The sequence below is a fragment of the Planomonospora sp. ID82291 genome (assembly GCF_015711645.1).
Classification (GTDB): Bacteria; Actinomycetota; Actinomycetes; order Streptosporangiales; family Streptosporangiaceae; genus Planomonospora.
Genome location: NZ_JABTEX010000003.1, coordinates 120,295 through 141,833 on the forward strand (window position 1 = coordinate 120,295; position 21,539 = coordinate 141,833).

Below are 21,539 nucleotides of genomic sequence, written 5' to 3' on the forward strand. Positions count from 1 at the left end.
TCGCCTCCTCGACGGGACATCTCGTGATCGCATCATCCCCGACGGAGACCGTCCGCGACAGCCCCCAGCCCCGGTCCGCTCTCGGTCCGCTCCCGCTCTCGGTCCGCTCCCGCTCTCGGTCCGCTCCCGCTCTCGGTCCGCTCCCGCTCTCGGTCCGCTCCCGCTCCCGCTCCCGGTCTCGCTCCGCTCCCGCTCCCGCTCCCGGTCTCGGTCCGCTCCCGATCCGCCGCCGCCCTTCCTCCGGGACGGCGGCGGACCGCGGCGTCAGCGGCGGGGGTGCCAGCCGCGGGTGTCGACGGCCAGGCCGTGCAGGCGGGCGACCGCCTCCCACCTGACGAACTTGAAGCCGGTGCTCTCCCGCTCGCCGTCGGCCGGGGTCTCCTGCCCGTCGTGGACCACCAGCAGGCCCTTGCCGAACCCCCTGCCGAGCGGCGCGTTCAGCACCATCGCGCCGTCGCTGTGCTCGGCGCCGTCCAGGCCGCCGCCCGCGCCGACGCGGAACCGCCCCAGGTGGGCGTTGGAGCCCTCGCGCCGGTAGACGGAGAAGGTGCTGTCGCCCTGGCCGGAGGCGAGCAGGTAGCCCTTGCCGCCCGCGCGGTGGTAGATGGTCAGGCCTTCGGCGTCGGCCGTCAGGTGCTCGCCGCCGAACCCGGGGTCCTCACCGTAGGTGCACTCCTCGGTCGCGGCGTCGTAGGTGCCCGGCACGCCGTACCCGCGGACCCGGTCCATGAGGACCGGCGCACCGGTCAGGTCGGCGCGCATCCTCCAGATGCCCACGGTCTCCTGGGCGGCGTAGAGCACGTCCCGGTCGGCGTCGACGACCATGCCCTCGACCTGCGGCAGCTCCCCCGGCTCCAGGCACGGGCTCCAGGAGGCGCCGCCGGGCAGGGTGAAGGAGGAGGGCAGGTCGATCTGGCGGACCTTGTCGTAGCCGACCCGCCCGCCCGCGGTGGTCTTGAGCCGCAGCAGCGCGACGGTGGTCGTGTGCCGCCGGCTGACCAGCACGTAGGTGCCGGTGGCGTCCTTCCAGGCGGCCAGGCCGTAGGCGGTCTCGGCCTCGTTGACCTGCCGCTGGGTGGCGTTGAAGACGAACGGCACGGCCGGGTCGGTCACGTCGGCCAGCGGGGCCCGGCCCGCGGCGGCCCGGCGGGCGTCGACGGCGTAGAAGCGGACGTGGTCGCGGCCCCGGTCGGAGACCACGGCCAGGTCCCGGCCGCCGAAGCCGTAGACGACGTCGACGTTGTTGAACCGGCCCGGCTCGTCGTCCGCGGCGGGGGCGGCCGGGGCGGGGACGTGCTGGACGCGGGAGGCGGACAGGTCGTAGGCGTACAGCCCGCCCTCCTTGGCGGTGGCGATCACCAGGCTCCGGGCCGGGTCGGCGGGGTGCACCCAGATCGCCGGGTCGTCGCCGTTGGCGTTGCCCCCGGCCTCGTCGTCGAAGAGCGCGGGGGTCTCGGCCACCGGGTGCACGGCGGGCACGTCCGCGGCCCGGACCGGTACGGCGAGCACGGTCAGGCCGCAGACCAGGGCGGTGGCGGAGGTCAGAGCGAGGCGGGGCAGGGGACGCATGGCGCCTCCGGGATGAGGGATCGGGTCGGTCGGCGCCCGATCATCGTGACCGGACGTTAACGTCCGGCCGACGACCGGGCAACGAGGCGGGCCGCCGCCGTGACGCGGTGATGAACATCGGGCGGCCCGGTGGCCCGGACCGGTGCGGCCATCCGGGCACGAGGCCGCCCGCGCCGGCCCGGCGCGGCACCCGGCCGGGCGGTCAGGACGGGCAGGGGGCGTTCGCGGTGGGGAACCGGAAGGCGGTGCGCGCCGGGGCGCCCACCAGGTTGTCCCAGAACCGGCCCGGGGTGAGCGGGGCCCGGGTGGCGTCCAGCAGGTCCCGGAACCGGCCGCGGGCCAGCTCGCCCCTGATCCGCTCCACCTCGGCCTGGAACCGCGCGTCCGGCAGCCGGGTCGCGGGGTCGGCGTAGTCGGCGAAGACGTACTCGGGGGGCAGCGGCTTCTCGTGCCCGACCCGCTGCCCGCACGCCGTCTCCATGTGGCTGCCGAGGGCGTTGGCCAGGCCGAGCCGGTCGATGACCAGGGCGTCCAGCGGGAACGACGCCCCCAGCGTGCCCATCACGTTGCCCGATATGCCCAGGCGCGCGGGCTGGTCGGCGCGGAGCGGGACGGGGCCGAACGGCGTGCCCGGCACGTACAGGCCGGTGGCGCTCTGCGTGCTCAGCGGGTCGGCGGCGGCGCGGACGTAGGGTTCGGCGCCGATCGGGTGGGGGTCGCCGGTCCAGGCCACGTAGAAGCCGCGCTCGTCGGCGATCCCGTCCGGGCCGATGGCCTGGCCGTACGGCACGTGCAGCGCGGTGGCGCAGAGCGCGGCCCACATCGCCACGGCCGTGCACGCCAGGGTGGTCACCGCGTGCAGCGGCAGGACCAGGGCGGGCAGCAGGACGAGCAGCAGGACCGGCAGCATCATCCGGCCGTGCATGAAGTCGCCGCCGACCCGCAGGACGTACAGCAGCATCAGCACCCCGGCGGTGAGCGGGGCCGCCGCCAGGACGAGGTCGCCGCGCCTGCGCAGGGCCCACAGCGCCAGCGGGACGACCGCCAGCAGGGGACCGGCGAGCTGGTAGGTCAGCACGGTGTCCCCGGCGTACAGCAGCCCGCGCGCCCACCGGCTCGCGCCGGCCTCCTTGGCCAGGGCCGTGTTGGGCACCAGGAGCCCGTAGTAGCCCATCCGGAAGACCTGGTAGGCGACCGGCAGCGCCGCGGATACGGCGAGCCAGCGGGCCGTGGCGCGCCATCCCGGCCGCCGCAGCACGAGCAGCGCGCCGAAGAAGACCGGGTGGACCAGGGCCAGTTCCGGCCGGACGAGGGGCGCCAGACCGAGGACGAACACCAGCGGGAGCACCGGCCCTCCCCGGGCCGCCCGGACCAGCAGCCACCAGGACGCGCCGATCCACAGGAACACCGGCCCGGTCTCCAGGCCGGAGGTGGCGAACTCCCGGAACGGCGGCAGCACGAGGACGACCAGCACCCCGGCCGGCAGGAACCAGTGCGCGCCGCCGTGCAGGAGCATGGCGCCGGACAGGGCGAACGCCACGGCGCCGACCGTGCACACCAGGCCGAGCACCACCGAGACGTGGGCCGGGTCCGCCCGGCCCAGCCAGGAGACCAGCGCGACCAGGTAGGTCCAGGCGGTGCTGGTGTTGGCCTCGACGCGCTCACCGGCGTTGAAGACCGGCCCGTTGCCCGCCAGCAGCTGCCGGACGGTCCGCACCGCGATCAGGCCGTCGTCGCTGATCCAGCGGCTCTGCCATCCGGTGAAGGCCGTCACGGCCGCGGCCGCCACCGTGATCGCGCCGTTCCACACCCGGGTCGGCTGCGACAGCCACGCGGCGGCGGAGGCCGGATCGGCGTACGCGGGCGGGAGCACGGCGCCCCGCGTGCCGGTCACCCCGTCGGGCACGTCGCCGGCCACCGCGTCGGTCACCCCGTCGGGCACGTCGCCGGCCACTCGTCGGTCACCTCGCACCGGTCCGGGGTCAGCGGGGGAACAGCTCGAAGCTCACGGCCGGCCGGCCGCCGAAGCGGGCCGAGGCCTCGGAGGTGGCCTGGCCGATGAGGGTGCGGCAGTACTCCTCCGGGTTCCGGTCGGTGAGCGCCTCAATGTAGGTGCGGTGCGCCAGCAGCGAGCGGACGGCGCGTTCCAGGTGGTCGCTCACGTCGACGGCGTGGGTCGGGTGGGGGGAGCCGTTCACGGCGACCCAGCGCACGCCGTTCCAGGGGGTGAAGCCCTCGGCGGCCAGTTCGGAGAAGATCCACCGGTTGCCCGCGTCGGCGGCGGCGTCCAGGACCGCCCGGCCCACGGCGCGGTGGTCGGGGGTGTTCCAGGAACTGCGGCCGTCCCAGGTGTCGTGGTGGTTGAGGGTGATCAGCAGCTCCGGACGGCGGCGCCGGATCTCCCGGGTCAGGTCCCGGCGCAGGGCGGGACCGTACTCGATCACCCCGTCGCGGTGGTCGAGGAAGTCCACCGCGGTGACGCCGACCACGGCGGCGCCGGTCCGCTGCTCGCTCTCCCGCAGGGGGGCGGCCTGGCCGGGGGGCAGCGTGTCGATGCCGGCCTCGCCCCTGGTGACCAGCAGGTAGGAGACCTCGCGGCCCTCGCCGGTCCAGCGGGAGATCGCCGCGGCCGCGCCGTACTCCAGGTCGTCGGGGTGGGCGACGATGGCCAGCGCCCGGGTCCAGTCGCCGGGCATCGGCTCGAACTGCTCGGTCATCGGTCCTCCCATAGTGGATCTACATCCTAAAGGCAGGGGGCGGCCCCGGCGCGAGATCGGGCGGTCCCGGGGTCCCCGTGCCGGGGCGGGGGTGCGCCCGCCCCGGCACGGGAGCGGGACGCCCGGCAGAAGTGAATCTACGTTGTAAAGGAGTGGGGCTGGATACCCTGATCCGGTGGCCGAGCCGTACCTGACCCTGAACGACCCCGTCGAACACGAGACCGAGATCAAGCGGTCGCGGTTCATCTGCGCGATCGCCCCGGCCTCCTCGGAGGAGGAGGCGCGCGGCTTCGTCGCCGGGCGCAGGGCGCTGCACCCCGACGCCACGCACAACTGCTCGGCCTACGTGGTCGGCGGCCGGCGGCTGCAGAAGGCCGACGACGACGGCGAGCCCGGCGGGACGGCGGGCACGCCGATGCTGGAGACCCTGCTGCGCCGGGGGCTCGGCGACGTGGCGGCGGTGGTCACCCGCTACTTCGGCGGGGTCAAGCTGGGCGCGGGCGGGCTGGTCCGCGCGTACGGCGGGGCGGTCGGCAGGACGCTGGACCTCGTCGTGCCGGTGGAGATGGTGCCGGCCAGGATCATGACCGTGACCGTGGACCACGTCCGCGCCGGGCGGCTGGAGAACGACCTGCGGATCTCGCCGTACGAGGTGCGTGCGGCGTCCTACGGCGCGCAGGTGGGGCTGCAGGTGGCGGTGCGGGAGTCGGAACTGGAGGTCTTTCCCGACTGGGTCGCCACGCTGACGGCGGGCCGGGCCGTCATCGAGCCAGGTGAGACGGTGTACCTCCGAAAAATCTGACGGATGCCTCCACGGGCCGTCGTCGGGGAAACTGTGAGATGAGTCACACCGGTCCGCCGGACGATCCGATGATCCGCCGCCCGGACCGCCCGGCCGTTCTTCCGCGGAGCGGAACGGCGGTCGGCCCGCCCTCCCCGTCCTCACCGCTTCCGTAAGGCCCTGACCTGGGAAGATGTCAGGAAGCGGGCGGCCGTTCCGGTGGACCGCCGAGGCGCAGGCGCCCGGTGGCCGGACCCTGGGGTTTTCCGCACCCTCCGGTTGCGGGCCGCGCCACCGGATGACGGCGCTCGGCCTCATGCATGGCATATCCCGCGTTCCCTAGCCTTGTCCCCATGAGTTCAACGACTGTCGACGGAGTCGCCGGGTGGGCGATCAACCTTATGGAGACCCTGGGAGCGCCCGGGGCCGGGATCGCGATCGCGCTCGAGAACCTGTTCCCGCCGCTGCCGAGCGAGGTGATCCTGCCGCTGGCGGGCTTCACCGCGAGCCGGGGGAACATGACCCTGTTCGACGCCGTGCTCTGGACCACCCTGGGGTCGGTGATCGGCGCGCTGGCGCTGTACGCGGTCGGCGCGCTGCTCGGCCGGGAGCGGGTGGTGTTCATCGCCTCGAAGCTGCCGCTGGTCAACGTCTCCGACATCGAGAAGACCGAGGCCTGGTTCGCCCGGCACGGTAAGAAGACGGTGTTCTTCGGGCGGATGATCCCCATCTTCCGCAGCCTCATCTCGATCCCGGCGGGCGTCGAGCGCATGCCCATCTCGATCTTCACCCTGCTCACCCTGATGGGCAGCCTCATCTGGAACACGGCCTTCGTGATGGCCGGGTACGCGCTCGGGGAGAACTACCACCTGGTCGAGCGGTACATGGGGATCGTCTCCAAGGCCGTGCTGGGCGTCGTCCTGCTGGCCGTCGTGGTCTTCATCGCGGTCCGGCTGATGGACCGGCGCAAGGGCAAGCACCACGCCGGATGACGGCGCGGACGGTCGGGCGCCGCGCCCGGCCGACGACGGGCGCGGCGCCGACGCGGCGGGGAGCGGCCCGGCGGGGGCCGGGCGGATCGCCGCGTCGGACGGATCGCCGCGCGTGGCGGTCACTCGTGGGCGGTGACCAGGGCCGTGGGGGAGGACCGGGTCGCCGCCAGGGCGGTCAGGGCGGCGGCGACGGCGGTGACGGCGAGCGAGGCGACGATCAGCAGGCCGAGGAGGGACCAGGGCACGGAGAGGACGCGCACGCCTCCCGGGCCCGGGTGGAAACCCGCCAGCGCGGCCGCGGCGACCAGGGTTCCCAGGAACAGGCCGATCAGGGTGACCGCGGCGGACTCGATGACGGCCATCCGGACGACCTGCCCGCGGCTCAGCCCGGTGACGCGGGCGACGGCGAACTCGGTGCGGCGTTCGGCGCCGGCGATCACGACGGCGTTGACCACCGCGATCGCGGCGTACAGGCCCGACATGCCCATCAGGACGGCCATGATCCCCGTGGTGCCGCGCTGCTGGGCCGCCACCCTGGCGTCGGCCCACTGGCGGAGGGTGTGCACCTCGCCGATCCCGGCGGCGCGGATCCGGTCGGCGACCGCCTGCGGTGAGGTGCCGGGGGCGACCTGGATCAGGGTCTCGGTCGGCGCGCCGGCGAGCATCTCGGCGGGGATGAGGTCGCGCGGCACCAGGAAGGTGTCGCTGCCGTTCTCCAGGACCTCCGGCAGACGCGCGACGGTGCGCAGCGTGAGCGTACGGGGGCCGATCCGCGCGGTGACCGCGCCGTCGCGGACGCCTTCGCCGGCCAGTCCGGGGCCGATCGCGACGGTGCGGCCGTGCAGGGCGTCCAGGGAGCCGGAGCGCAGGGTGAGGCGGTGGGTGCGCCGGTAGGCGGCGGCGTCGACCGCGGTGATGCCCGAATGGTAGGTCTGCCGGTAGGAGCGGTGGTCCACGCGGTGCCGGGCCGTCACCGACATCTCCACCCGGCTCTGCGGGGAGGCCAGGGCGACGCCGGGGATCCGGGGGATCCGGGCTGCGGCCGCGCCGGTCGAGGTGACGACCAGGTCGGCGGCGGTGGTGCGTTCGAGGTCGGCGCCGGTGGCGCGGGCCAGCGAGTTCAGCGCGCCGGTCAGGCCGACCAGCAGGCCGACCAGCACGATGACGGGTGCGGCCGTGGAGGCGCTGCGCCGTACCGCGTCGCGCAGGCCGGCCTGCGCCAGTTCGCCGAGAGTGCCGGCCCGCAGCACCGTCCCCAGCAGCCGGCCGACCAGCGGAACGGCCAGCGGGCTCAACGCGCTGAGGGCGATCGATCCGAAGACCGGGACGGCCATCGCGACCAGCAGGGCGCCCAGCAGATTCGCCCCGTGCCCTGCGGTGACGAGCATGACGGTCAGCGCGAGTGAGGACACGCCCCACAGCCAGCGGCCGACGGTCATCACGCGAGCGGCGCGGGGGGCGTTGCGCAGGGCGTCCAGCGGGCGCACCCGCGCCGCGCGGTAGGCGGCGGACAGCACCCCGAAGACCGCCACGCCGATTCCCACGGCCGGCGACAGCAGCAGCACCCCGGTGGACCAGCGGGCGGAGAAATCGCCGGGAAGCAGCCCGATCCCGATCAGCAGCCGGGCCTGGACCCAGGTGGCCGGCACGCCCAGCAGGATCCCGAGGGCGCTGCCGGCCAGCCCCAGCAGGAACGCCTCGCCCAGCAGCAGCCTGATCAGCTGGAGGCGGCTCCCGCCGAGCATCCGCAGCAGGGCCAGTTCCCTGCGCCGCTGGTCGACGGAGAAGGCGAACGTCGAGCCCACGATGAACACCGCCAGGAACATCGCCAGCGGTGTGGCCATGCCCAGCAGCGTCGCGGCTCCGACGTACCCCTCCCTGATCTGCTCGGCGACCCTGCCGGAGGCGCCCGGCGGGATCACGGGCTCGCTCGTGGAGACCAGCACGAGCACCGACGACTGGACCAGGGCCACGCCGAGGGTGACCGTCAGCAGGCCCCCGGCGAACAGCGGCCAGCGGTCGCGGACGGTGCCGGCGGAGATGCGCAGCACGGATCAGCCCTCCAACCGGGTGAGTCGTTCGGCCACCTGAGCGGCGGAGGGGCGCAGCAGACGGTCGGCGATCCGGCCGTCGGACAGGAACACCACCGCGTCGGCGCTCGCCGCCGCGACCGGGTCGTGGGTGACCATGACGACGGTCTGCCCGGCGGTGTCGACCATGCGGCGCAGCAGGCCCAGGACCGTGCGGGCCGAGCCGGTGTCCAGGGCGCCGGTGGGTTCGTCGGCGAACAGCACCGAGGGCCGCATCACCATCGCGCGGGCGATCGCCACCCGCTGCTGCTGCCCGCCCGACAGCTCCCGCGGCCGGTGCCGCGCGCGGTCGGCCAGTCCCACGTCGGCCAGCGCGGCCTGCACGTCACGGCGCGACGGCCGGGCCCCGGCCAGCCGCAGCGGGAGCGCGACGTTCTGCTCGGCGGTCAGCGAGCCGATCAGGTTGAAGTTCTGGAAGACGAACCCCACGGTGCGGCGGCGCAGCGCGGTCAGCGTCGCGTCGGTGGCGCGGGTGATGTCCTGCCCGGCCAGCAGGACGCGACCGGAGGAGACCTGGTCCAGGCCCGCGGCGCAGTGCAGCAGGGTGGACTTCCCCGACCCGGACGGGCCCATCACGGCGGTCCAGGAGCCGGCCGGGAAGGTCACGCTGACGTCGGCCAGCGCCTGCACCCGCGCCTCACCGGCCCCGTAGTGCCTGTTCACCTGGTGCATCTGCACCGGTGCGACGGGGACGCCGGCATGCGGATCCGCGGCGGCAGGGGTCCTCATCGCGAGGCCTCCGGGTCGATGCCGTGCGCCGGCGCCGGGAACCGCGCGTCCACCGGGCCGTCGGCCGGCGCCGCCTCGGCGGGGGCCGGCGGGGGAGCGGTGACGCGTACGGGAAGCCTTCGTCTCATGCCCCCCATCCCACCGCCGCGGCACCGGCGCCCGCATCACGGTGGTCCACCGACTTGGAGGTATGCCCAGCACTACCTCGGCGCCGGAGCGGACCGGCCGGGGCGCGGGGTCGACTAGCGTACGCCTGTGCCGAATGATCCACCGCCCACCCCGCTGGCCGCGATGCGGCGCCGCGGGTTCCTGCTGACCTCCTGGCCCTGGCGCGCCGCCGGCTACCTGCTGTCGACCGTGCCGGTCGTGCTCGCGGTGAGCCTGCCGCCGGTGCTGCTCGCACTGCCGGTGCTGCCGGCGGTCGCACCGGACGCCGCCTTCGGCGAGCGGGCGTTCCTCGCCGTCCTCGGCGTCCTGCTGGTCGCGGGGCTCGGGCCGATGGGGACCATCCCGCTGGCCGGGCTGGAGCGGCGCCGGCTGCGCCTGGTGGATCTCCGCTCGACGGGCTCGGGCCATCGGCGGCCGCCGGGCCGGGGCGTCCTGCCGTGGCTTCGCACCCGCTACACCGAATCGGTCACCTGGCGCGAACTCGGCTACTTCCTGCTGCTGGCCGCCACGACCCCCGTCCTGTACGCGGCGCTGCTGTCCGCGCTGGCCTTCCAGGTCGGCGCCGTCGCCGCCCCGCTGATCCTGCTGGGCGGCGGTGGCCCGATGGCGCTGGGCCCGGTGAAGGTCGCCGCCCCGGAGGCCGCGCTGCCGTACGCGCTGGCCGCGCTCGTGCTGCTGCCCGCCGTTCCGTACCTGCTGGCGCTGACCGCCGGTGCGCAGGCCGCGCTCGCCCGGGCGCTGCTCCAGCGCGGGTCCGGTGAACGGCTCCAGGCCGAACTCGTCGAGGTCGCGCGCTCGCGGGCCCGGCTGGTCGACGCGTTCGAGGCCGAACGCCGCCGCATCGAACGCGACCTGCACGACGGCGCCCAGCAGCGGCTGCTCTCACTCACGATGAAGCTCGGGCTGGCCCGCGTGGACCTGCCGCCCGGGTCTCCGGCCGCCGACAGCGTGGCCGACGCCCACCAGGAGGCCAAGCAGCTCATGACCGAGCTGCGGGAACTGGTGCACGGCATCCATCCCCGTGTCCTCACCGACCGGGGACTGGCGGCGGCGCTGGGCGAACTGGCCGACCGGTCCCCCCTGGCGGTCGCCGTCGAGGCCGACCTGCCCGGACGGCCGCCCCGCCACGTCGAGAGCACGGCCTACTTCACCGTCGCCGAGGCGCTCACCAACGCCGCCAAGCACAGCGGTGCCGATCGGGCCGGGGTGGCCGCGCGCTGGGACGGCGGTATCCTCACCTTGGAGATCATCGACGACGGCGTCGGCGGTGCCGATCCCGGTCGCGGCACCGGACTGACCGGGCTGGCCGACCGGGTGGCGGTGATCGACGGCAGACTGCTGGTGTCGAGCCCGGCCGGTGGCCCGACCCGTGTCCGTGTGGAGCTTCCGTGCGATCTGAACCGACCGCCGTCCGGGTAGTCCTGGCCGAGGACGGGGTCCTCCTGCGGGAGGGTCTGGCGGGCCTGCTGGCCAGGTTCGCCTTCGACGTCGTGGCCGCCGTGGGCGACGCCGCGGCCCTGCACGCGGCCGTCGCCGAGCACCGCCCCGACCTGGTGATCACCGATATCCGGATGCCGCCGGACTTCTCCGACGAGGGGCTGCGGGCGGCCGTGGAGCTGCGCCGCGCGGATCCGGACCTGGCGGTGGTGGCGCTCAGCCAGTACGTCGAGCTGAGCTACGCCGCCGACCTGCTGGACTCCGGCGCAGGCCGCCGGGTCGGCTACCTGCTCAAGGACCGGGTGGTCGACGTCGCCGACTTCGTCGCCGCGCTGCGCCAGGTGCTGGGCGGCGGCACGGTGGTGGACCCGCAGGTCATCCGCCAGCTCATCGCCCGGCGACGGGACCCGCTCGCCGCGCTCTCCCCGCGCGAGCGCGAAGTGCTCACGCTCATCGCCGAAGGCCACTCCAACGCCGCCATCGCCCGGCGGCTGGTCGTCACGGACGTGACCGTGGGCAAGCACGTCCGCAGCATCCTCGCCAAGCTCGACCTCCCCCAGACCGCCGACACCCACCGCAGGGTCCTCGCCGTCCTGGCCTATCTGCGCGGCCGGCCCGCGGACCCGGAACCCGGCCGGTCCGCCGCGGCGGGTCCCGCCGGATCCGGCGATCGGAGGCATGCGGGACTCCGGACCGCGGGGGACCCCTGAACCGCGGGGGAGGGACGTGACATCGCCGGTGCTCAGCCCTCCAGGGCGTACTGCATGACGCGGAACTTGGCCTGGGCCTCGGCGAGTTCGGCGGCGGGGTCGGAGTCGCCCATGATGCCGCAGCCGGCGAAGAGCCGGGCGCGGGCGCCGTCGACCTGGGCGCAGCGCAGGGCGATGCCCCACTCGCCGTCGCCGCGGGCGTCGATCCAGCCGACCGGGCCGGCGTATCCGGCGCGGTCCATGCCTTCGAGCTCGCGGATGACCTGCAGGGCGGTCCGGGTGGGGGTGCCGCCGACGGCCGCGGTCGGGTGCAGGGCGGCGACCACGTCCAGGACCGAGAGTCCGGCCGAGAGCCGGCCGGTGACCGGGCTGGCGAGGTGCTGGACGTTGGGGAGCACGAGCAGCTCGGGCTCTTCGGGGACCTTCAGCTCGGCGCAGAGCGGGGTGAGGGTCCGGCGGACGGAGTCGATCGCGCAGGCGTGCTCGCGGCGGTCCTTGGCGGAGGCGAACAGGGCGGCCGCGCGGGCCGCGTCGTCGGCCGGGCCGGTGCCGCGGGGGGTGGTGCCGGCCAGGACGAGGGACTCGACGGTCTCGCCGGTGCGGCGGACCAGGAGCTCGGGGGTGGCGCCGACCAGCCCGGAGCAGGAGAAGGTGTAGCACTCGGGGAAGCGCTCGGCCAGGCGGGACAGCAGGAGCCGCACGTCGATGGGGTGTTCGGCGACGGCGGTCAGGTCGCGGGCGAGCACGGCCTTCTCCAGGCGGCCGGACCGGATCCGGTGGGCGGCCCGCGCGACGGCGTGCTGCCATTCGGGGGCGGTGAGGCTGCCGTCGCCGTAGCTGATCCGGCCGGGGTCGCGGAGGGCGGTGATCTCGTCGAGACGTCCCTCGCCGATGGTGGTGAGCCAGGCCAGGCCGTCGCGGCGGGCGAGGACCGTCCGGGGGACGACGAGGACGGACCCGGGGGAGGCGGGGTCGAAGGTGAAGGAGCCGAAGGCGACGGGACCGGAGCCGGGGGTGTGCGCCTCGTCGTCGACGGCGGCTCCGTCGAAGACGGACGCGAGCCAGTCGCGGGCCCAGTCGAAGCGCCCCGGGCCGGGCGGCACGTTGACCCGTGCGGCCTCCCCCCAGGCGACCATGCCCTCGCCGTGCCGGACCCAGGCGTACGGGGCGGCGGAGGGAAGCCGTGTGAGCAGATCGCCGGGGTCGGCGACGAGGGCGGTTCTCACCACGAGGGGACGGGTCGATCCGAGCGCGGCTCTCACCCCTGACACTCTATGCGGAAACTGAACGTGTTCGACGGCCGCCCCCCGGGGGGCGGGCACGGCGTCGGCGGCCGGTCAAGGGAACCAAGGGAGTCGGTCAACCGGGAGCGCCGCCCTGGACTGCGGTGATAGATCGGGGAGCGGATGCGATCCTTCACCCGGAGGTGCCATGGCGCGCAGGACTGTGACCGTGTTCACAGGGAGGTCCGTACGGAGGCCCGCGGTGGGACGCGCGGCGGTGAGGTCCGCAGCGGCACGGACGACGGCACGGACGGCGGCGGCGGTGCTGACGGCGGCGGCCGTGCTGACGGCCGGGTGGGCGGGTCCGGCGGGGGCAGCGGCGGCGGAGGCGGCCGTGCCGTGGCGGCCGACGGTCATGGCCGCGCTGGGCGACTCCATCAGCGCCGGGTTCAACGTCTGCGGCTGGTACGTCCCGTGCACCTCGCGCTCGTGGGCGGCGGGGGACCACGCCGGGGTGCGCAGCCACTACCTGCGGCTGCTCGCCCGCGACGAGGCGGTCGAGGGGCACAACCTCAACCTCGCCGTCCCCGGCGCGACCAGCGCCGACCTGGCCGGGCAGATGGCGCGGGCGGTCGCCCGGCGGGCCGACTACGTGACGGTCCTGGTCGGCGCGCAGGACGCGTGCGTGCCGGAGGAGCGGCGGATGACGCCGGTCGCGGTCTACCGCGCCCGGGTGGCCGCCGCGCTGCGCCTGCTGAAGGAGCGGCGGCCGACGGCGCGGGTGTTCCTGGCCAGCGTCCCCGACCTGAAGCGGTTGTGGCGGGTGGGCAAGGACAACGTGGCGGCCCGCGGCTTCTGGGCGGTGGGCCGCATCTGCCCGACGATGCTGGCGCGGCCGGTCTCCGCCGCCCCGGCCGACCGGGCGCGCCGCGACCGGGTGCGGGCGCGGGTCGCGGCCTACAACGGGGCGCTGGCGGATGTCTGCGCGGAGTACGGCCGGGCGTGCCGGTTCGACGGCGGGGCGGTGTTCCGCCGGCCCTTCACGCTGGAGCACGTCAGCGGATGGGACTTCTTCCATCCCAACGCCGCGGGGCAGCGGCTGATCGCCAAGGTGACCTTCGCCGCGGCCCGCGGGTGGATCGACGAGCCCGTCCGGGAGCCGGCCGGAGAACGCTGACAGCGTCTGATCTACTTTGTACAGGCGCTGGCCGTTTGAAAAAACACCACCACCACGACCCCCGGAAAAGACCCTCAACACGCCCCGAGAACCCGCCCCGGCGCAGCCGCCTGCGGAGGAGGTCGCGATGGCTCATTCGTACGGCTCGTCCGGCGGGGCCGTCCGCTCGACGCGGGAAGCGGCCAGCTCAGGCGGAGTGTAGGCGTCCGTCGTGTGGTTCTTCCGCGGGATCCAGGTCCCGGTGACGCGCACCCAGGAGTCCGTCTCGGGTGCGGGAACGCCTCTCACCACGACCTGCATCGCCAGGGCGTCGGCGGCGCAGCAGCCGATCCGCATGCGCGTGAGGTGCCACGCGTCGCGTCGCCCGGACGGGACGACGAACCCGGTCAGCCGGACGGTCTTGCCCCGCAGGGAACCACCGGGGTCGTCCCAGTCCAGGTTGGCGAATTCGATCATGCTCAGATCGTTCACCCGGCCGTTCTCCAGCGTGACGGGGTCGGCCTCGACGATGACGGGCGGGGGCGCCTGGGGGGTCTGCTCGGCCTGCCGGACGGCGAACGAGCCGAGGGCCGGGGGCGCGGCCAGGAAGGCCACCGCGATCGGCACCGTCAGCAGCCAGGCCACCCGGCTCCCTCCCCGGTGCTCATGCCCGTGCTCATGCCCGTGCCCATGTTCGGGCTCGGGCTCGGGCTCGGGGGCGCGGGTCTGCGGTGACGCGGCGGGTTCTCGGCCGACCAGCAGGGCGAGGTGCCTCTCCTCCGCCGCGCGGGCGTCCTCCTCCTCCGCCGCGCGGGCGCGGCGGAGGTCGGCCCGGCGTGCGGTGCCCGTGCCCCTGTGCCGGTCGAGGGCCAGGGCGGCCACGGACAGGAGGACCAGCACCGCGCCCGCCGCGATCAGCAGCGGCCGGAATCCCGGCTTGACGTAGTTGGCGAAGTCCGCGGAGAAAGCGGAGATCTTCACCAGTGCTCCACCGAGCAGGAGGAGGACCAGGTTCTGTCCGGTCCGGTTCACCGGGACCTCCGGGGGATGCCCCGGCCGTCGGGGCGGGGGGCGGTCAAAGGAGCACCCAGCCCGCGGCGGAGCTGACCGCCGTCGCCAGGAGCAGGGTGAGCGGGGCGAACCGCCGGGTGAAGGCGCGGCCGAAGGTGCCCGCCTGCAGGGCGATGAGCTTCAGGTCCACCATCGGGCCGACGACCAGGAACGCCAGCTTGGCCGTCGGGGAGAAAGCGGTGAGCGAGGCCGCGACGAAGGCGTCGGCCTCCGAGCAGATCGACAGCAGCACCGCCAGCAGGGCCGACACCAGTACGGACACGACGGGCACCTCCGCCACGGAGGTCAGCCAGGACCGGGGGATCGCCACGTTCAGGGTCGCCGCGGCCAGGGCGCCGACCACCAGGAACCCGCCGGCGTGCATGAGGTCGTGGTGCATCGCGTCCAGGAAGGCGACCGCCCTGCTCCGGCCGGGCCCGGCGGTCCGGCGTGGCGCCGGCTGCCATGCGGTGCGCCCGAACCGCGCCCAGATCCAGCCGGCCAGTACGGCCGCCGTGAGCGAGGCGGTGAACCTGGCGACCACCATCGCGGGATCGTCCGGGAAGGCGACGGCGGTGGCCACCAGCACCACCGGGTTGATCGCCGGGGAGGCCAGCAGGAAGGTCAGCGCGGCCGGCGGCGCCACGCCTCGCGCCATCAGTCCCGAGGCCACCGGTACCGACGCGCACTCGCAGCCGGGCAGGATCGCTCCGGCGATGCCCGCCACCGGCACCGCCGCGTAGGTGCGCCGGGGCAGCGCCCTGGTCCAGAACGAGGCGGGCACGAAGGCGGTGATGGCCGCGGACAGCGCGACCCCGAACACCAGGAAGGGCAGGGCCTGCGCGCACACCGCCATGAAGACGGTCGCCCATGTCCGCACCGCCGGATCCGTCGGGTGCGGCGCCGTCAGGAGGCGTCCCGCCGCCGGCAGGGCCACGATACCGAGGAGGACGGCGAGGACGGCGAGGACGGCGAGCGCTCGGGGCGGCCGGAACCCCCCGGGGCGCCGGTCGGCTCCGGCCTCCGGTGGCGGGCCGTCCTGCGGGCCCGGCCGGTTCGCGGTGCTCGGCTGGGACATCACCCTCCCACCCGCATGCGGTCGCGGAGCGGCGGACCGGCTGGATCTCCCACCGCTTTCGCCCCGAGCGGGGACGGGGCATCCGTGATCGTACAGCTTTTCGGGAATGATTCTCATTCCATCGCGTACCTCGGAGAGGGGGCCGGGGACGGGCGACTGCTTGGCGCCCCGGTCGGGGGCGGGGTAGAAGATCATGAAATCCCGTACGCATCCGGACGGGTTCTGCCCGGATTCGCTCTTAATGTGGTTGCCATGACGACCTACGTACTCATCCCCGGTTTCTGGCTCGGCGCCTGGGCCTGGCGCCCGGTCACCGACGCGCTGCGGGCCCGCGGCCACGACGTCCACCCGCTGAGCCTCACCGGCATGGGTGAGCGGGCGCACCTCGCCCGGCCCGACACCGATCTGGAGACGCACGTCACCGACGTGCTCAACCTGCTGCGCTACGAGGACCTGACCGACGTCGTCCTCGTCGGCCACAGCTACGCCGGAGCGGTGGTGACGACGTCGGCCGCCGATCGCGCGCCCGAGCGCGTCTCCAGGCTCGTGTTCGTCGACACCGGCCCGCTGCCCGACGGCACGGCGCAGGCGGAGTTCGCCGATCCCGAGGAGCGGGCGCGCGACGCCGGGCTCGTCGCGCAGGCCGGTGACGGGTGGATGCTCCCGCCCCCGCCGTGGGCCGAGCTCGCCGCCGAGGTCCCGGACCTCGACCCTGCGGTCCTCGCGTCGCTGGCCGAGCGCGCGGTGCCGCAGCCGTGGGCGACGGCGACGACGCCGGTACGGCTCACCGGCGCGTGGGAGAAGCTGCCGCGCCTGGGCGTCCTGTGCGGGTTCACCGCGGAGCAGGCGCAGGGGATGGCGGCGGCCGTCCCGATGTTCCGGCACATGGCCGGCGAGCAGTGGCGGTACGAGGAGCTGCCGACCTGGCACTGGCCGATGTTCAGCAGACCGCTGGAGCTGGCGGAGATCCTGCATCGCGCGGGCTGAGCCGTGACGGCCGCGCGGGTGCTGGCGCTGCTCGAACTGCTGCAGGCCTCGCCCGGCCTGACCGGGCCGGAGCTGGCCGCCCGGCTGGAGGTCGACGAGCGCACGGTGCGCCGCTACGCGGTCCGGTTGGGCGAGCTCGGCGTGCCGGTGCAGGCCGAGCGGGGGCGTTACGGCGGGTACCGGCTGCTGCCGGGCTACAAGCTGCCGCCGCTGATGCTCACCGACGACGAGGCGACGGCGGTGGTGCTGGGGCTGGTGGCCGGGCGGCGGACCGGGCTGGCGGTGGGGGAGGCGGCGACGGAGAGCGCGCTGGCCAAGATCCAGCGGGTGCTGCCGCGGGCGCTGCGCGAGCGCGTCGACGCGGTCGCGCAGACCCTGGACCACACCCGCGCCCCGGCGGGCACGCCGGTCCCGAAGGCCGGGCCGCTGCTGGTGCTGGCCGACGCGGTCCGGCACGGGCGCACGGTACGGCTGGCCTACCGGTCGTGGAAGGGGGAGCCGTCGGAGCGGGAGCTGGACCCGTACGGCATCGTCTTCCACTCCGGGCGGTGGTACGTCGCGGGGTTCGACCACCGCAGCGGCGAGGTCCGCACCTTCCGGGTGGACCGGGTGGCGGACGCCGAGCGCACCGAGCGGGTCTTCGCGGTCCCGGAGGGCTTCGACGCGGCCGGGCACGTGACGCGGTCGCTGTCGGCGGTGCCGTACCGGCACGAGGTCCGGGTGCTGCTGGCCACGACGCTGGCGGAGGCGCGCGGGCGGGTGCCGGCGTCGGTCGCGGCGCTGGCGGAGACGCCCGAGGGGGTGCTGCTGACGACGCGGGCCGAGCGGCTGGACGGCATGGCGCAGCTGCTGGCCGGGCTCGGCTGGCCGTTCACGGTGCTCGAACCGGAGGAGCTGCGCGGGGAGGTGCGGGCGCTGGCCGCCCGGCTGGCGGGGTGGGCCGCGCTCTGACCTCCGTACGGCGGTCCGCGGCCGGGGCCGCGCGGGCGTGTGCGGTCGGCGGTTGCGCGGGTGTGCGGTCGGTGGCTGCACGCGTGTGCGGCGTGCGGCGGTCCCGGGCGCTCAGCGCGGCGGGAGCGGGGGGATGGAGAGCCGGGGCCGGTCGGCGGGGTTGGGCGTGTGCGGCGGGTGGGCGGCCAGCCGCTCCAGGGCCATCCGGATCGCGGTGTCCAGCTGGGTGTCGATCCCCGCGGCGTAGTCCTGCGGGGTGATGTCCACCTCGAGGTCGGGGTCGGTGCCGTAGTTCTCCACCCGCCAGCCCACGTCGTCGAAGGCGAAGGAGAACTCCGGCTGGGTGGTGACGGTCCCGTCGGCCAGCTGGTGGCGGGGCCAGATGCCGATGACCCCGCCCCAGGTGCGCTTGCCGATCAGCGGGCCCAGGCCCAGCAGTTTGAAGGTGTGGCTGAAGATGTCCCCGTCGGAGCCCGCCCACTCGTTGGTGATCGCGACCATGGGGCCGCGGGGCGACTCCTCGGGGTAGGGCTCGGGCATGCCCCAGCGGGGGTGGTTGTAGCCCAGGCGGCGCCGGGACAGCTTCTCCAGCAGCAGGGAGGAGACGTGGCCGCCGCCGTTGAAGCGGACGTCGACGATCAGGCCCTCGCGGTCGTACTCGGCGAGGAAGCCGCGGTGGAACTCGGCGTAGCCCTCCGGGCCCATGTCGGGGATGTGCAGGTAGCCGATCCGGCCGCCGGTGCGCTCGTGGCAGCGGGCGCGGTTGGCGCGGACCCAGTCGCGGTAGCGGCCCGGCTGCTCGTCGGCGATGGCCCGCACGGTGACGGTCCGCCGCTCCTCGCCGCGGGCGACGGTGAGCTGGACCTCCTCGTCGGCCTGGTTGACCAGGTGCTCGGCGGGCCCGGTGGCGGAGTTGACGCTCTGGCCGTTGACGGCGAGGATCGCGTCGCCGGGGCGGACGTCGACGCCGAGGCGGTGGAGCGGGGAGGTGGCCGCGGGGTCCCAGCGGTCGCCGTCGACGATGCGGGTGATGCGGTGCAGGCCGTCGGCGAAGGACAGGTCGACGCCGAGTTTGCCCTGGCGGTAGTGGGGGCGGGCGCGGTAGGCGCCGCCGCTCTCGTAGGCGTGGGAGGTGCCGAGCTCGCCGAGCAGTTCCCACAGCAGGTCGGAGAACTCCCCGCGGGTGGTGACGCGGTCCACCAGCGGCAGGTAGCGGCGGTAGACGCCCTCCCAGTCGATGCCGGACATGTCCTCGGCCCAGAAGTGCTCGCGCTGCAGGCGCCAGGCCTCGCGGAACATCTGCCGCCACTCGGCTTCGGGGCAGACGGAGACCTTGACGCGGGACAGGTCGATCCAGCCGCTCTCGCGGCCGGGGCTCTCGTCGTCCTCGGGGGTCTCGCCGGCCTTGACGACGCGCAGCCGTGAGCCGGAGCGGTAGAGCAGGGTGGCGCCGTCGCGGCCGAGCTGGAACTCCGACACGTCCGTGACCAGGGTCTCGTGCTTGTGCTTGGTGAGGTCGTAGGCGCACAGGGTGCCGTCGGAGGAGTCGGCGTGCTCGTCGCCGAGGGCGCCCTCGACGGGGTAGGTGAGGTAGACGACCTTGTCCTTGATCGCGGCGATGGCCTCGTAGCGGCATTCGGGGACGGGGAAGGCGGCGATGCGGTCCTCCAGGCCGTCGGTGTCGACGGTGAACTCGACCTCCTCCTCCTCGTCCTCCTCGTCCTCGTCGTCCGCGCCGGACAGGGGCCGGGGTTCGGGGACGAAGGGGGAGCCGGTGCCGGTGCGCAGGGCCAGGGCGTAGAGGCGGGAGCCGAGGGGGAAGCCCAGGTCGAAGCCGAGCTCGTCGTAGACGGGGTTGAAGACGCGCTGGCCGATGAAGTAGAGGTAGCGTCCGGCGGGGTCGAAGGCGGGGCAGGAGTCCCGCAGGACGGGGCGGGTGGCGGGGAAGGTCTCGCCGGTGGCGGCCCGGCACAGCCGGATCGCCATGGTCTGGGCGGTGTCGCGGAAGGCGTAGGCGAGCCAGCGGCCGTCGGGGGACCAGGCAGGGTCCTCGACGGCGCCGAACCGGCTGGAGTCGATCACGGTGGCCGTGGCGGGGTCGGCGGCGAGGTCGACGAGGAGCAGTTCGTTGCGGTGGTCGGTGACGGCGACGGTGTCGGCCGTGGGGGAGACCTGCAGGGCCGTGATCCGGCCGGTGTCGAGGTGGTCGAGTCGCAGGGGCGGGGCGGTGCCGTCGGCGGTCAGGACGGTCAGGGTCTCGCGGTCGCGGTCGTCGCTGGCGGCGGCGATCAGCCGCAGTCCGTCGTTGAGCCAGGTCAGCAGCCGGTAGCGGACGCCGTAGGGGGCGCCGTGCTGGCGGACGGGGCCCTCCCAGGCGGCGAAGGAGAACGCCTTGCCGCGGGTGGTGATCGCCAGACCGGTGCCGCCGGGGTCGAGGGTGGCGCTGTCGAGGAAGCGTCCGGCGGGGACGAAGCGGCGGTTGCGCTGGGTGCGGGAGCTGCGCAGGCTGACCTCGACGCGGTGGGACTCCCCGTCGTCGATCAGGTAGAGCTCGCCGCCGGCGTGGTAGACGAGCCGGCGGCCGTCGCCGGACAGGTTGCGGGCGTAGTAGTCGGTGTGGTCGGTGTGCCGGCGCAGGCCGGTGCCGTCGGCGGTGCAGGAGTAGACGTTGCCGACGCCCTCGTGGTCGGAGATGAAGTAGACGCGGTCCCCGGCCCAGCAGGGGGAGGCGAGGTTGCCGGGCAGGGCGATGAGCCGCCGGAAGGTGTCGTCGCCGATCCACAGGTCGCCGACGGTGCCGCCGCGGTAGCGCTTCCAGCGGGCAGGGTCGGCGGTGTTGCGGCCGATCACGATGCGCGGACCGTAGGAGATGGAGTTGGCCGGGCCGTACGGCAGGCGTTCGGGGACGCGGTGCGGCAGGACGCGGTGCAGCCATTTCTGGCCGTGGAAGGGCTGTCCGGCGTCGCTGGCGTAGAGGATCGCCTCCTCGGGGTCCCAGCCGGTGACGGTGGAGCGGGTGCCGTGGTAGGTGACGCGCCGGGCGGAGCCGCCGTCGGCGGGCATCACGTAGACCTCTTCGGGGCCCTCCTCGCGGCCGGCGAAGGCGATGCGGTCGCCGCGGGGGGAGAAGCGCGGGTAGCCGGCTTCGGCGACTCCGGCGGTGAGGCGGAAGGCGCGGCCTCCGGTGGCGGGCACCAGCCACAGGTCGTCCTCGGCCGCTAGGACGATGACGTCGCCGAAGACCGTCGGGAATCGCAGGTAGGCGGACATGGTGGCTCACTCCGTGGTCAGGTGCTCGGAAACGTCTCGCCGTGCGGCGCGGGCGTCTTCCGGCCGCCCGATCGGGTCCCGCGTCCGCGACGGGGAGGAGACGTTCCGGGGTGTCCCGGGATGTCGCGCGGCGCGACGCCGGTGGCCCCGGAGCGTCCCCTGGCGTGCGGTGTTATTCCGTGTTGTCCCGCGTCATCCGGTCATCCGGGGTCATTCGGCGCCCTCGGGACGTTTGCTCTGCCGTTTGGCCTGCTTGGCCTCGCGTGTGGCCTTGATGGCGGCCTTCTTCTGCTTGCCCGACGCCTTGGTGGGCTTCTTCTTCTCGGCCATCTTCTCCCCCTGATTTTTTGTACTGTGATGCGCCCGATCGGGAGCATCCAGCCTGTTCGTACCCTTTATAGGGGTCGGCCATCCATCGTCGGAGAGGGGACGGGCGATGCCTCCGGATCCGTCCCGTGATGTCGCCGGCCGTGCCCCGGTCATACTCCGATCGTGCTCCGGCGGGGACGGGAGCGGCTCCGTCGGCGGTCCCGCGCCGGGTGCGGCCATCAGGCAAAGAAGAGGTAAATCGCAGCCCTCGGAACGGATAACGATCTTCATGATTGGGCAGAACGTCGGCACACGCCTTGCA

17 protein-coding genes are annotated in these 21,539 nt (G+C 74.5%); 7 read left to right on the forward strand and 10 right to left on the reverse strand.

Annotated features, from left to right (window positions below; all coding sequences use genetic code 11):
- Positions 1-264: 264 nt before the first annotated feature.
- The 3 genes from HS045_RS19900 to HS045_RS19910 all read right to left on the reverse strand — a co-directional run bounded on the left by HS045_RS19900 (position 265) and on the right by HS045_RS19910 (position 4,286).
- Positions 265-1,569 (reverse strand): phytase, encoded by a 1,305-nt coding sequence (locus HS045_RS19900; protein ID WP_196452968.1) that lies wholly within the window; start codon positions 1,567-1,569, stop codon positions 265-267.
- Between the two features lie 202 nt (positions 1,570-1,771).
- Positions 1,772-3,523 carry a hypothetical protein gene (locus tag HS045_RS19905; RefSeq protein WP_196452969.1) on the reverse strand — a complete coding sequence of 584 codons (1,752 nt, stop codon included), beginning with the start codon at positions 3,521-3,523 and terminating at the stop codon, positions 1,772-1,774.
- Positions 3,524-3,551: 28 nt separating this feature from the next.
- Entirely contained in the window at positions 3,552-4,286 is a 735-nt protein-coding gene (locus HS045_RS19910) for a PIG-L deacetylase family protein (RefSeq protein ID WP_196452970.1), read from the reverse strand.
- 175 nt (positions 4,287-4,461) lie between these two features.
- On the opposite strand from HS045_RS19910, the gene HS045_RS19915 reads away from it, so the two are divergent.
- On the forward strand, positions 4,462-5,088 hold the full coding sequence (locus HS045_RS19915) for a YigZ family protein (protein ID WP_196452971.1): 627 nt from the start codon (positions 4,462-4,464) through the stop codon (positions 5,086-5,088).
- Positions 5,089-5,420: 332 nt separating this feature from the next.
- Positions 5,421-6,059: a DedA family protein gene (locus tag HS045_RS19920; RefSeq protein WP_196452972.1), complete on the forward strand. Its 639-nt coding sequence runs from the start codon at positions 5,421-5,423 to the stop codon at positions 6,057-6,059.
- A gap of 119 nt (positions 6,060-6,178) precedes the next feature.
- Here HS045_RS19920 and HS045_RS19925 read toward each other — a convergent pair whose 3' ends face one another.
- The 3 genes from HS045_RS19925 to HS045_RS35560 are packed head-to-tail and all read right to left on the reverse strand — an operon-like array spanning position 6,179 to position 9,006.
- The gene (locus HS045_RS19925) at positions 6,179-8,110 is read right to left on the reverse strand and encodes an FtsX-like permease family protein (RefSeq protein ID WP_196452973.1); all 1,932 of its coding nucleotides are present in this window, start codon (positions 8,108-8,110) and stop codon (positions 6,179-6,181) included.
- A 3-nt stretch (positions 8,111-8,113) separates the two neighbouring features.
- A complete protein-coding gene (locus HS045_RS19930; protein ID WP_230884602.1) occupies positions 8,114-8,821 on the reverse strand; it encodes an ABC transporter ATP-binding protein in 708 nt (235 codons plus the stop codon).
- A 53-nt stretch (positions 8,822-8,874) separates the two neighbouring features.
- A complete protein-coding gene (locus HS045_RS35560; protein ID WP_255531892.1) occupies positions 8,875-9,006 on the reverse strand; it encodes a hypothetical protein in 132 nt (43 codons plus the stop codon).
- Between the two features lie 127 nt (positions 9,007-9,133).
- Here HS045_RS35560 and HS045_RS19935 point away from each other — a divergent pair, with 127 nt between their 5' ends.
- Complete coding sequence (locus HS045_RS19935) at positions 9,134-10,465, forward strand: sensor histidine kinase (protein ID WP_307827611.1); 1,332 nt, start codon at positions 9,134-9,136, stop codon at positions 10,463-10,465.
- Positions 10,435-11,193 (forward strand): response regulator transcription factor, encoded by a 759-nt coding sequence (locus HS045_RS19940; protein ID WP_196452975.1) that lies wholly within the window; start codon positions 10,435-10,437, stop codon positions 11,191-11,193. The genes HS045_RS19935 and HS045_RS19940 overlap by 31 nt, the downstream gene beginning before the upstream one ends.
- 32 nt (positions 11,194-11,225) lie before the next feature.
- Here the strand turns inward: HS045_RS19940 and HS045_RS19945 are convergent, their stop codons facing one another.
- Entirely contained in the window at positions 11,226-12,455 is a 1,230-nt protein-coding gene (locus HS045_RS19945; RefSeq protein ID WP_196452976.1) for an isochorismate synthase MenF, read from the reverse strand.
- Positions 12,456-12,693: 238 nt separating this feature from the next.
- Between HS045_RS19945 and HS045_RS19950 the strand changes: the two genes are divergently transcribed.
- The gene (locus HS045_RS19950; protein ID WP_307827612.1) at positions 12,694-13,593 is read left to right on the forward strand and encodes a GDSL-type esterase/lipase family protein; all 900 of its coding nucleotides are present in this window, start codon (positions 12,694-12,696) and stop codon (positions 13,591-13,593) included.
- A 132-nt stretch (positions 13,594-13,725) separates the two neighbouring features.
- Here the strand turns inward: HS045_RS19950 and HS045_RS19955 are convergent, their stop codons facing one another.
- On the reverse strand, positions 13,726-14,604 hold the full coding sequence (locus HS045_RS19955) for a TIGR03943 family protein (protein WP_196452978.1): 879 nt from the start codon (positions 14,602-14,604) through the stop codon (positions 13,726-13,728).
- A gap of 43 nt (positions 14,605-14,647) precedes the next feature.
- On the reverse strand, positions 14,648-15,700 hold the full coding sequence (locus HS045_RS19960) for a permease (RefSeq protein WP_196452979.1): 1,053 nt from the start codon (positions 15,698-15,700) through the stop codon (positions 14,648-14,650).
- A 252-nt stretch (positions 15,701-15,952) separates the two neighbouring features.
- Between HS045_RS19960 and HS045_RS19965 the strand changes: the two genes are divergently transcribed.
- On the forward strand, positions 15,953-16,687 hold the full coding sequence (locus tag HS045_RS19965; RefSeq protein WP_196452980.1) for an alpha/beta fold hydrolase: 735 nt from the start codon (positions 15,953-15,955) through the stop codon (positions 16,685-16,687).
- A 3-nt stretch (positions 16,688-16,690) separates the two neighbouring features.
- The gene (locus HS045_RS19970; RefSeq protein ID WP_196452981.1) at positions 16,691-17,638 is read left to right on the forward strand and encodes a YafY family protein; all 948 of its coding nucleotides are present in this window, start codon (positions 16,691-16,693) and stop codon (positions 17,636-17,638) included.
- 111 nt (positions 17,639-17,749) lie between these two features.
- Here the strand turns inward: HS045_RS19970 and HS045_RS19975 are convergent, their stop codons facing one another.
- Entirely contained in the window at positions 17,750-20,908 is a 3,159-nt protein-coding gene (locus HS045_RS19975; RefSeq protein WP_196452982.1) for a S41 family peptidase, read from the reverse strand.
- Positions 20,909-21,539: the final 631 nt, after the last annotated feature.